This is a genomic window from Margalitia sp. FSL K6-0131 (assembly GCF_038008735.1).
Lineage (GTDB): Bacteria > Bacillota > Bacilli > Bacillales > Bacillaceae_C > Margalitia > Margalitia shackletonii.
The window spans coordinates 2,464,270-2,476,623 of sequence record NZ_JBBOZS010000001.1; the positions used below are offsets into that span (position 1 = coordinate 2,464,270).

A 12,354-nucleotide genomic window follows, 5' to 3' on the forward strand; every position below is an offset into this window, starting at 1 on the left:
CTCTCTTTTGTTATATCTTTAATATTTACATTTTTGTTTTTTTTATGATGGAATAAAAGTACAACTTTTTTTGATTGTAAAATATATACATATTTGAAGGGCGGGGGAAAAAGTATGGAAATCAAGAGTCTCAATATTGGATTGCCGAAAACACAAATGTTTAGGCAAGAGCAGTATATGACAGGTATCGATAAAAAGCCAATACAAAGAGGTTGGTTATCGAAAAACGGTTTTGAAAACGATGGGGTTGCTAATACAGATTTTCATGGCGGGCCAGACCGGGCTGTTTGCTTTTATGTTTTTGAGCATTATAAAGATTGGGAACAAGAATTTAATTGTGTATTACCCTTTCCTTCATTTGGAGAAAATATAACGGTTTCCGGAATGGATGAAAAAAATATTTGCATTGGAGATATTTTTCAAATTGGCGAGGCAGTCATTCAAATTACACAAGGTCGCATCCCTTGTGCAACGATATCTAAGCATAATAATATTGATGTTTTTTTGCAAAGAATTATCGAGACCTGCAGAACAGGTTATTTTGCACGAGTATTAAAAGAAGGGATGATTGCAAATGATTCAAAAATAATTTTATTAAACGAACATCCTTTAAAAGTAAGTGTTAAATTTACTATCGAAACTTTTTTCCATTGCTTGGAAGAAGAGCGGATCAAGAAAATCCTACAGGTTAATGAATTGGCGGAAGCGATGCGAAATAAATTCTCCAAGAGGCTTTTGAAATTAAAAATATAATGATGGCATATATTCAAAATTTATAAACAATATTTAGGAGTTTCTCTTATTTCTTTAAGAGGAATTCCTTTTTTTATGTAAAAATCAATCAAGATCAATTAAAAAATCCTTCATTGAAAAGATGAAAAAATATAACAAATATAAGTTTTCGACATTTAATTACATAATATTCAGTATAAAAGGTATTTTCAAATGATTAAAATAAATGTAAACTATTAAAAAACAACCTATTAATTCATACATATTTTTTTAGACAGGCATATGTGAAAATAGCTAATTATTTTCTGCAAGAGTAAAGCACCGATGAAGGGGGCATTAAATGTGGAGAATCCAGTTTTAGAGGTACATGGGTTAAACACTTCGTTCGTAACAGATAATGGAGTTATTCCTGTTGTAAATGATATTGATTTTGTCGTAAATCGACGAGAGGTTGTTGGTATTGTGGGAGAGTCAGGGTGTGGAAAAAGTGTAACATCTTTATCCATCATGGGGCTCGTACCAACGTCAAATGGAAAAGTGAACGGGAAAATTGTTTTTAACGGTGAGAACTTAATAAACAGTTCTGAGAAACGGATGCGCAGTATACGCGGTAATGAAATTGCAATGATCTTCCAGGAGCCAATGACCAGTTTAAACCCGGTTTTTACCATCGGCGACCAATTAATAGAGGCAGTAAAAATTCATAGAAAATGGCCAAAGAAAAAAGCAAAGGAACATGCAATCGATATGCTAAAAAAAGTTGGACTGCCCAGGACGGAAGAATTAATGAAGGAATATCCCCATCAACTATCCGGAGGCATGAGACAAAGGGTAATGATTGCAATGGCAATGCTTTGTGAACCAAAGCTGTTAATCGCCGATGAGCCAACAACTGCTTTGGATGTGACGATTCAGGCGCAAATTCTTGATTTAATGAAAAAATTAAATAAAGAGACGGATACCGCGATAATTATGATTACACATGACCTTGGTGTTGTAGCACAAATGTGTGAAAGAATTATCGTGATGTATAGCGGGAAAATTGTTGAAGAGGCGGATGTTCGCACCCTTTTCAAATCTCCAAAACATCCTTATACTGTCGGATTAATTAAATCTATTCCAGATATGCGAACGAAAAAAGACCGATTAGACTCGATAACTGGCAATGTGCCGAAACCTGGTTCGATAGAATTTGGCTGTCATTTTGCACCAAGATGTCCTCATGCTTTTAAACGTTGTCTAACAGAAACACCGGAGTTAAAAAGCTTGCCAAATGGACAAAAAATTAGGTGTTTTCTTCACGATGATACGGAGGTAGCACAATGACAATAGAACCGCTGATTAAAATAGAGAACCTTAAAAAATCTTTTCCAATCCAAGGTGGAGTTTTTGGAAAGAAAGTAGGAGAGGTAAAGGCCGTTGATGATATATCATTTTTCCTTCAAAAAGGCGAAACTTTAGGGCTTGTCGGGGAAAGTGGGTGTGGCAAATCTACGACTGGCAGGATGATTTTAAGGCTTTTAGAACCTACCAGTGGAAAAATCAGTTTTGAGGGAAAAGATATTACAAGTTTTTCTCATACGGAATTACGAAAAATACGGAGCCAGATGCAAATGATTTTTCAAGATCCGTTTGCATCATTGAATCCTAGACATACAGTAGAAAAAATACTAGAAGAACCATTAATCGTTCATGGTGTGAAGGATAAGAAAGCAAGAAAAAGAAAAGTAAAAGAATTACTAGAAATAGTAGGATTAAACGAATCTCATTTAAAACGTTATCCGCATCAATTCAGTGGTGGGCAAAGACAGCGAATTGGCATTGCTAGGGCTTTAATACTTAATCCAAAACTAATTATTGCGGATGAACCAGTATCTGCTTTGGATGTTTCTATCCAGGCACAGGTATTAAATCTATTAAAAGATTTACAAAAAAACTTTGACCTTACTTATTTATTTATAGCACATGATCTAGGGGTTGTTCGCCATATTAGTGACCGGGTAGGTGTGATGTATCTTGGTAGAATAGTAGAACTTGCAGATAGTGAAGATGTATACACGAATCCTAAACACCCATATACTGAAGCGCTTTTATCAGCCGTTCCAATTCCAGATGTCGATTTTCAAAAAGAAAGAATCATTCTACAGGGTGATGTGCCAAGCCCGGCAAACCCTCCTAAAGGGTGTGCATTTCATACGCGCTGTCCATATGCAATGGATAAATGTCAAAGTGAGAAACCTGTTTTTAAAGAGGTCGAGAAAGGCCATTTTACCGCATGTCATCTTCATTGAAGATTGAACATACCATTAATACGTAAAACCAAAAAAAGGGGGAACAAAGATGAAGAAAAAATTGTGGGGAGTTTTCATATTAATCCTCATTCTTTCGCTTGCTTTGATGGGTTGCGGCTCTTCCAAAACAAGTGGTGGAAAAACTACTGGGAAACAGAAAATATTGGTTTATGCAAGAGGGGGAGATGCTGTTAAGCTTGATCCAGCAGCAGTAACAGATGGTGAATCTCTGATTGTTGCAGAACAAATTTTTGAAACATTAGTGAAATTCAATAAAGAAACTACAGAAATCGAACCTTCACTTGCCAAGTCATGGGAAATCTCTCCAGACGGAAAAACATATACGTTTGAACTCGAACAAGGAGTTAAATTCCAAGATGGTACAGATTTCAATGCAGATGCTGTCGTGAAAAACTTTGATCGATGGGCAAATGGAAACGTGGATAAATTTCCTTATTACCAATCACAGTTTGGCGGTTACAAAGGCGAGCCAGCTGCTGTTATCAAAGAAGTTAAGGCATTAGATACGAACAAAGTTCAGTTTACTCTTTTCCGTGCTCAAGCACCATTTTTGAAAAATCTTGCGATGACACCATTTTCGATTTCAAGTCCTGCTGCAATCGATAAGTGGGGAGATAAATACATTGAGCATCCTGTTGGTACGGGACCTTTTAAATTTGAAAGCTGGAAACGTGATGATGCTATTACGGTTGTGAAAAATGATAAATATTGGCAAAAAGGATTGCCGAAAGTAGATAAAGTTATTCTGAAAGTTATAAAAGATAACTCCGCTAGATTGAATGCTTTAATTAAAGGCGATGTGGATTTAATTGATGGTTTAAATCCAAGTGATGCTGAAAAAGTTAGTTCCGATAAAAATCTGCAATTATTTAAACGCCCATCTATGAACCTTGGTTATCTTGGCTTTAATGTAAAGAAAAAGCCTTTTGATAATCCGAAAGTAAGAATTGCTTTAAGCCATGCTGTTAACAAAGAAGCTCTGATTCAAAACTTCTACGGTGGATCGGCAATTCCAGCAAAGAATCCAATTCCACCTTCAGTTAGTGGATATAATGATGCCATTCAAGATTATGACTTTAATTTAGATGAAGCGAAAAAATTACTCGCTGAAGCAGGTTATAAGGATGGATTTAGTGTAGATTTATGGACAATGCCAGTGGTGCGTCCATATATGCCAAATGGTCAAAAAGTAGCCGAAGCAATTCAAGCCGATTTTGCAAAAATTGGTGTAAAAGCGAAAATTGTTACTATGGAATGGGGTACTTATCTAGAAAAGCTTGCAAAAGGGGAAGCTCCTATATATATCGTTGGTTGGACAGGTGATAATGGAGACGCAGATAACTTCCTATATGCGTTGTTAGATAAAGATGCTATTGGTTCCAACAACAACTCACAGTATTCAAATGACGAAGTTCATAAATTGTTAATTCAAGCGCAAACAGAAACAGACGAAAATAAACGAAATGAGCTTTACAAACAAGCTCAGGTTATTATTCATCAGGATGCTCCATGGGTTCCAATAGCGCATTCTACACCTTTGCTTGCTGGAAAAAGTACAATTAAAGGATTTTTCCCGCACCCAACTGGTTCACAAAGCTTTGCGGATGTGTCGATAGACTAACCGAATAGGGGAGGAGTTTACTCTTCCCCGTTTTTAAATAGGAGTTTAATAGTTTCTTTTTTTTAGTTATAAAAGCATGCCTGCACCTAAGTTTATGTTGTAGGGACAATACATAATATGGAAGGGAGAAGTAATAATGGTTGCCTATTCAATTCGTCGATTATTTATGCTTATTCCAGTCCTTTTTGGGATGGCGATCATTGTCTTTTCGTTAATCCATGCTATTCCAGGAAATCCTGCTCAAATGATCCTTGGTCAACATGCGACTAAGGAATCTATAGCAGCATTGACGAAACAGCTCGGGCTTGATCAACCCCTGTATTTACAATTTTTTCATTATATACGGGATCTACTTAGTGGTAATTTAGGAACTTCATTAAAAACACAAACACCAATAAATCAAGAAATTTGGCCATACCTTTGTGCAACGATTGAATTATCCGTTGTGGCATTGATAATAGCAATTATCGTTGGAGTGAATGCAGGAATTATTTCTGCCTGGTTTCAAAACTCATGGTTTGATTATATTGCAATGCTCTTAGCACTTGTTGGAGTATCCATGCCGATATTCTGGCTAGGTTTAATGGAACAATATACTTTTTCCATCCATTTTAATTTATTGCCGACAACTGGTCGTGATGATATTCGTGATCCTGTTCAAGCTATTACAAATCTATATTTAATAGATACATTATTAGAAGGCAGGTTTGACCAGTTTATTGTAGTTATCAAGCATTTAATTTTGCCAAGTGTGGCATTAGCTACTATTCCAATGGCGATAATTGCAAGGATGACAAGATCCAGTATGCTGGAGGTTATGCGCTCTGATTATATACGAACAGCGAGAGCGAAAGGGTTAAGAATGTTTTGGGTTGTATATAAGCACTCTTTGAAAAATGCTTTTATTCCAGTTTTAACCGTTATCGGCTTACAAACAGGATTATTATTAGGCGGAGCAATATTAACGGAAACCATCTTTGGATGGCCAGGTATCGGAGGATATATATATGATGCAATTCAATCTAGAGATTACCCTGTCATTCAATCTGGAATATTAGTTGTTGCACTTATTTTTGTCTTTATTAATTTAATTGTAGATTTACTCTATGCTGCCATCGACCCACGGATTAAATATTAAATATTGGGAGGTAGATCTAATTGCCTGAATTATCAACTACTGTTAAGCAGAAACCTTTTGTTGAAGAGCAAATGATATCTCCGTGGCGAGAGGGTTGGAAAAATTTTAAGAAAAATAAGGTTGCCTTAATTGGGTTATTCATTGTCGTATTCTTTATCTTAATAGCTATACTTGCAAATTATATAGCACCATATGGATTCAATGAACAGCAATTTAAGGACAAGCATTTACCGCCTTCCGCTAAGCATTGGTTTGGTACGGATGATTTTGGACGAGATATATTTAGTAGGGTAATCTTTGGAGCAAGAATATCTTTATCTGTTGGATTTGGCTCGGTCGTTGGCTCAGCAATCATTGGTTCTTTTCTTGGTATTATTGCGGGATATTATGGAAAATGGCTGGATGCCATTATTTCAAGGATATTTGATATATTACTGGCATTTCCAAGTATTTTACTTGCTATCGCAATTGTGGCTATGCTTGGTCAATCTTTACAAAATGCTTTGATTGCGATTGCAATTATTAATGTACCAACGTTCGGAAGACTTTTAAGGGCAAGAGTACTTTCGGTAAAAGAAGAAGAGTATATTACCGCAGCGAAGGCGATTGGAATGAAGGATAGTCGGATTTTATTGCACCATGTTCTTCCAAATAGCTTGGCGCCTATTATTGTTCAAGGATCGTTAGCTATTGCGACTGCCATTATTGAAGCGGCAGGACTCGGTTTCCTTGGATTAGGCGCACAGCCCCCAACCCCAGAGTGGGGTAAAATGTTATCTGATTCAAAAGATTTTATTATTCAAGCACCTTGGACTGTCTTCTTTCCAGGGATAGCTATAATGCTTACGGTATTAGGCTTTAACTTAATGGGGGACGGATTAAGGGATGCCTTAGATCCAAGAATGAAAAATTAATAGGAATATAACATATGTAAGTGTCTTATTTATCCGTTAGTAGATAGGCGTCTATAGCTGGACGCAGACATTACAAAAAATTATCCGTAAGTAAGGACAATAAAAAACAGCAAAGTTTCTATTTGCTGTTTTTTTTGATACCTTTTAAAGTTCATCAAATCCATTATCTATATTTACTTTCGTATATTGTCTCGATTTTTGCTCGAAGAAATCAGATTTTCCGAAGTCTACTTCTTCATATGCTTTAATCCATCGTAAAGGGTTAGAGCGGATATTTGGGAATGGCCTGTTAAACCCTAACTGATTGCACCTGACATTTGCGTAGAATTTAATATAATCTTCCAAATCGGATAATAGAATCCCGTCCATTTTATTTCCTATAATATGCCTTGCCCAATTTATTTCTAATTCTGCTGCTTTGGTAAAAGTTTCTTCCACATAATGACGTAATTCATCTGTTGCATATTCTGGATATTCTTGTAAAACTTCTTTGAAGATCTTAACAAATAAATCAACATGTAAATGCTCATCCCGATTAATATAATTAATCATGGTAGAGGTAGCTACCATCTTTTGGTTTCTGGCAAGATTATAGAAAAAGGCAAACCCAGAATAGAAAAATAACCCTTCGAGAATTACATCATACACGATGGATTTTAAAAAATTATCGATTGTTGGATTATTTGCAAATGCTTCATATCCATTAGTAACAAATTCATTCCGTTGTATTAAAGTAGGTTCTGTTCGCCAAAATTCAAATACTTCATCTTGGGTTTGCTTGGAAACAATACTTGATAAAACATAGGAATACGAATGATTATGAATAACCTCCTGTTGTGCCAGGATAATCATAAGGGCATTTAAACTGGAATCAGTTAGATAATCAGCTACTTTTCCTGCATAATCTGTTTGAACACTATCCAATAGCGCAAGTAAACCGATAATTTTTAAAAAGGCATTTTGTTCATCATCTGATAAATTTGGAAACTGCTTAATATCCTGAGACATATTAATTTCAAATGGAGTCCAGAAATTAGCAAGCATTCGTTTATATTTTGGGAATGCCCAAGAAAAGCGTACATCATCCCAATTAAGAATATTGGAAGACTTCCCGTTAATAATCGAAGTGGACCGGTTTGGTGCGGTTTTATCCATTAATTTTCTCTTTTGAATCATAACAGAACTCATTTTTTTCATCTCCTAACCAATTTAGCTCGAGCATGAATCGCATTCTTCCAGAATAGAAGAGGTTGACCTTACGTAATAAGTTGTTTTTAATTTACTTTTCCATGCAGTTAAATGTAACTCTAGTAAATCCTTTGCTTTTATTGTATTTTGTACATATAAATTAAATGAGATTGATTGATCAATATGCTTTTGACGGGCTGCATTTTGCTGAATGCTCCACTTTTGATCAATAAAATAGGCTGATTTATAATACCAAGTCGTTGCTGGGCTTAAATCAGGAGCGGTAACAGGGATTTTATAGTCTTTCTTTTCTTCTGCATAAAATTTATGGAAAATTGGATCGATACTGGCTGTGCTTCCAGCAATAATGGAAGTTGATGAATTGGGAGCGACCGCCATTAAATAGCCGTTTCTCATTCCAAATTGCTGTATATCCTTGTACAATCTATCCCAAGCACAGGAAGAAGAGTTGTTTTCTAAATATCCTTTTCGAAAGAAATACTCACCTGTATCCCATTCGGAGCCTTTAAAGACTGGATAGGAGCCTTTTTCTTTCGCTAATTCCATACTTGCTTGGATAGTAAGGAAGGCGATTTTTTCATATAGCCGATCAGCATATTGAACTGCATCCTCGCTTTCCCACTTTATTTTTTTCAATGCTAATAAATGATGCCACCCAAATGTTCCAAGTCCAATCGCGCGGTATTTTTGGTTCGTTAATTTTGCCTGTAAAACAGGAATGTCATTTAAATCAATCACATTGTCCAACATTCGTACTTGAATCGGAATTAATCTCTCTAAAATATTGGCGGGAACAGCCAGCCCTAGATTGATAGAAGATAAATTACAAACTACAAAATCACCAGGCTGTTTTTCAATTATGATTTTTCCATCTTGTGTATATTGAGTAATGATATTCGTTGTACTTTGATTTTGCATAATTTCTGTACATAGATTACTTGAATAGATCATTCCTTGATGTTTATTTGGATTTTTACGATTAACCTCGTCCCGATAAAAGACAAATGGTCCGCCAGTTTCTAACTGGCTCTTCATAATACTTTTCATGATTTCGATTGCTGGAACGACAGTTTTAGAAAGGGTTTCGTGTTGAACACACTCCCAATACTTAGTACGGAATGAGCCGCTTCCGCTTGTTTCATCGTAATAATCCTCAAGAGAATACCCCATAACTTGTCTTATCTCATGCGGATCGAATAAGTACCAATCACCGCGTATTTCTACCTGCTCCATAAATAAGTCAGGAAGGCATACACCAGTAAATAAATCATGTGTGCGATATCGTTCATCCCCATTATTCAATTTGGCATCAAGAAAAGAAGAAATATCCTTATGCCAAATATCCAGATACACACAAATGGCACCTTTTCTTTGTCCGAGCTGATCGACACTCACTGCAATATTATTTAATTGTTTCATCCAAGGAAGAACGCCGGAAGATGCTCCGACAAATCCTTTAATCGCACTTCCGCGGCTTCGTATCTTACCTAAATAGACTCCGATTCCACCGCCGTTTTTTGATAGATTGGCAATATCAGTGTTGCTGTCAAAGATTCCTTGTAAACTGTCTTCTACCGTATCAATAAAGCAGCTCGATAATTGCCCATAGTTTTTTCCTGCATTCGAAAGGGTAGGGGTTGCAACCGTCATATAAAGATTACTTAGTGCCCAATAGGCTTCTTCCACAAGCTTTAAACGGCTTTCTTTCGGTTCATTGATCATTAATTGCATAGCAATAATCATCCATCTTTCCTGCGGAAGCTCGAATACATTTTTATGATGATCAGTCGCTAAATAGCGGTCTGCCAATGTACGTATTCCTATGTATGTGAAGAGTTGGTCTTTGTGATAATCCATTTTGCTGGCTAATTGATGTATTTCGTCTACTGAATAGCAATCTAGCAGGCAGCGGTTATAGATGCCTTCTTCTGTTAAAGTTTCTAACAAACCATAAAAATTACCATACCTGACTTTATAGGAATATTCTCTATTTTGCGCTGCCTTGTAATAAAGATATTCCATATAAAAGTGAGCAGCATCGTATGTCCAGAAGATTTCTTCCTCATTTAATCGAGATAGGCAATCTAATATAATTTGCTGAACCCACTCGTCCTCTGATATCCAAGGCTTTTGCTCTAATAAGTTTTGTGCGAAAGAATAAACCGGGTGGAAACGTTCGTCTGCTTCTGCTTTTTCTACTAGAATGGATAAGATATGACGGTTCCAATTTTCAATCTCTGTAATCGTAGTTCCCATTTATTTTCCCCCTATAAAAAAATAAGATCTGCCCGAAGGATGAGCAGATCAAACGATAGGAAAAAAGAACATACATAGTCATAGACGTTTTAACTATCGTTTCATCTCCCCAATCCCCGAGGAATCGAAACTTTATCATGTGAAGGCAGGTCTCCTGACTTGTGTGCAGCCTACTAAAGGACCTTCCCGCATCGAGCGGATGCAGTGGTCTATCCTTTTTCGTTCACACTTACAGTTGCGGGGACAGTTTCGGATTCTCACCGAATTCCCTATTAAGTCCATCTATGGACACCCTTACATGAAGTTAATTTCAATATATAGTTTTGAAAATGAATTTAATTAGCATATATTGTGTTTTATATTAACATATCAAAAGTAAATTCACAACTATCATTTTGCAAAAGAATTCCATAAATTGATACTCTTGTTTAAACACAATAAGGAATTGGATATGATAAAATGAAAGGGAAGAGTATTGGAGGAATGAATTTATGTCACAAGATATAACAGTAGAAGAGTGGCTTGATGAAAAGGATAAATATGTAACAATGGATGTTCGCTCACCATTAGAATTTTCCGAGAGTGCTATTCCCCATTCTATTAATATTCCCATCTTTTCAAATGAAGAACGAGCAGAAATTGGGACCTTATATAAACAGGTTGGTGCAAATGCGGCAAAATGGAGGGCGATGGAGGTTGTTGCTCCAAAGATACCGCATTTAATGAAGAAAATTAAGGAAATAGAAGAGTCCGGAAAGAAGCCTTTAATCTATTGCTGGAGAGGTGGTATGCGCAGTGGATCCGTTGCACAATTTGCTACTTTTTCAGGACTTCATGTCTATAGATTAAAAGGCGGTTATCGTGCATATCGAAAAAAATCTTTAGAATTGATTCCAGATTTACTTCCAGGTAAAGCAGTAATTTTACATGGTATGACCGGAACAGGGAAAACACAAATATTACAAAATTTAAAAAAGCTCGGGTTTCCCGTTCTGGATCTCGAACAAATGGCCAACCATAAGGGATCTCTATTTGGTGCCATTGATGGCAGAAAACCCCATAATCAAAAAACATTTGACGGTCTATTATTTGAAGAGCTGCTTTCCTTACAGAATTCCCATTACGTAATAATGGAAGGGGAAAGCAAAAGAATTGGACATGCTGTGCAGCCTGATTCTTTACTTGCTTTAAGGGATAATGCTTTGCATATTTATGTTTCAGGTTCCGAGGAAGCAAGAATCCAAAGAATTTATGCGGAATATGTTCAGCCAAATAAAAACAACCAAGAATTTAAAGAAAATGTTCGTTCGGCGTTACAATATGTAAGAAAAAGAATGAAGTCATCCGAATGGTGCCACATAATCTTTAAAGCGTTGGAAGAAAATAATTTTATGAAGTTGGTAGAACTTTTAATGAGAGACTATTATGACCCGCAGTATCTTCATAAAGAAGACATCTATATTAGCAAATCGGAAAAAGTGGTTAGCGATAATATTAATATTGCAACAGATGAAGTAATCAATATTTTAAAATCTCATCATTTAATCGGTGAAACGGATATCCATTCCGTTAAAAGTTAGGTGGAAATTTCATTTTCTCATGATTTTCTAATCTTCCTTTCATGAAAATATAGGAAAGTTTTCGTAAAATCATCGTTGAGTCGGTTCGACTCCCCTTATTATTTTACTCATTATAAAGTTCCTTCTTTAAATCCGGCTTGCAAAATAGCCGGTGTTTTTTTATGTCTAGCATCAGCGCCTATCGGCTAGTGGATATTTCCGACTCCTCTCTACGATAAGTCAACATCAGTTGAAAATGGAAGTGCTATTTTCATTTGTTCGTGAACTACCTTACTGTGTTTCCTTTATCTCGAGGTGAGCGACTACGAAATCCATACGCCGATAAGCAAGGCGCTTCAGCTTTTATTTTTATCCAGAATTTATAAAATTTTAATCTTATTCTCATGATAAGTTGATAAAGTAAAGGTTGAACAATAAAGGAGGCGAATAAAATGTGGGTACGTTTTATCCCAATCGTATTCTTTAGTTTGACAGCAGTGTCACTAGTTGCCTTTCAGTCAATTGAAATTGTTCATGCATTTATTAACTTCATTTCTTCTAAGACAAATATTAAATAATGATCCATGATTTTAGCAAAACGTCCTTTATGGAA

At 36.0% G+C, this 12,354-nt stretch carries 10 protein-coding genes and 1 riboswitch; of the genes, 8 read left to right on the plus strand and 2 right to left on the minus strand.

The genetic code is table 11. The features are described 5' to 3' along the window. Window positions 1–114: 114 nt before the first annotated feature. The 6 genes from NSQ59_RS12030 (at window position 115) to NSQ59_RS12055 (ending at window position 6,717) form a co-directional block, all read left to right on the plus strand. On the plus strand, window positions 115–753 hold the full coding sequence (locus NSQ59_RS12030; protein ID WP_340831404.1) for an MOSC domain-containing protein: 639 nt from the start codon (window positions 115–117) through the stop codon (window positions 751–753). Between the two features lie 321 nt (window positions 754–1,074). Beyond that, window positions 1,075–2,058 carry an ABC transporter ATP-binding protein gene (locus NSQ59_RS12035; protein ID WP_280513052.1) on the plus strand — a complete coding sequence of 328 codons (984 nt, stop codon included), beginning with the start codon at window positions 1,075–1,077 and terminating at the stop codon, window positions 2,056–2,058. Then, the gene (locus NSQ59_RS12040) at window positions 2,055–3,023 is read left to right on the plus strand and encodes an ABC transporter ATP-binding protein (RefSeq protein ID WP_340831408.1); all 969 of its coding nucleotides are present in this window, start codon (window positions 2,055–2,057) and stop codon (window positions 3,021–3,023) included. Before NSQ59_RS12035 ends, NSQ59_RS12040 begins: the two co-directional genes overlap by 4 nt. 49 nt (window positions 3,024–3,072) lie before the next feature. After that, window positions 3,073–4,665: an ABC transporter substrate-binding protein gene (locus tag NSQ59_RS12045; protein WP_055739566.1), complete on the plus strand. Its 1,593-nt coding sequence runs from the start codon at window positions 3,073–3,075 to the stop codon at window positions 4,663–4,665. 136 nt (window positions 4,666–4,801) lie between these two features. Then, the gene (locus tag NSQ59_RS12050; RefSeq protein WP_055739567.1) at window positions 4,802–5,803 is read left to right on the plus strand and encodes an ABC transporter permease; all 1,002 of its coding nucleotides are present in this window, start codon (window positions 4,802–4,804) and stop codon (window positions 5,801–5,803) included. A 71-nt stretch (window positions 5,804–5,874) separates the two neighbouring features. Beyond that, on the plus strand, window positions 5,875–6,717 hold the full coding sequence (locus NSQ59_RS12055; RefSeq protein ID WP_126650035.1) for an ABC transporter permease: 843 nt from the start codon (window positions 5,875–5,877) through the stop codon (window positions 6,715–6,717). 144 nt (window positions 6,718–6,861) lie between these two features. On the opposite strand, the gene NSQ59_RS12060 is transcribed toward NSQ59_RS12055, so the two are convergent. Further along, complete coding sequence (locus NSQ59_RS12060; protein WP_055739569.1) at window positions 6,862–7,905, minus strand: ribonucleotide-diphosphate reductase subunit beta; 1,044 nt, start codon at window positions 7,903–7,905, stop codon at window positions 6,862–6,864. 21 nt (window positions 7,906–7,926) lie between these two features. Continuing rightward, entirely contained in the window at window positions 7,927–10,182 is a 2,256-nt protein-coding gene (locus tag NSQ59_RS12065) for a ribonucleoside-diphosphate reductase subunit alpha (RefSeq protein WP_340831411.1), read from the minus strand. Window positions 10,183–10,309: 127 nt separating this feature from the next. After that, window positions 10,310–10,493: riboswitch (cobalamin riboswitch) on the minus strand. Between the two features lie 180 nt (window positions 10,494–10,673). On the opposite strand from NSQ59_RS12065, the gene mnmH reads away from it, so the two are divergent. Beyond that, window positions 10,674–11,762, plus strand: a complete 1,089-nt coding sequence (mnmH, locus tag NSQ59_RS12070; protein WP_055739571.1) for a tRNA 2-selenouridine(34) synthase MnmH — start codon at window positions 10,674–10,676, stop codon at window positions 11,760–11,762. Window positions 11,763–12,193: 431 nt separating this feature from the next. After that, a complete protein-coding gene (locus NSQ59_RS12075) occupies window positions 12,194–12,319 on the plus strand; it encodes a hypothetical protein (RefSeq protein WP_268888298.1) in 126 nt (41 codons plus the stop codon). Window positions 12,320–12,354: the final 35 nt, after the last annotated feature.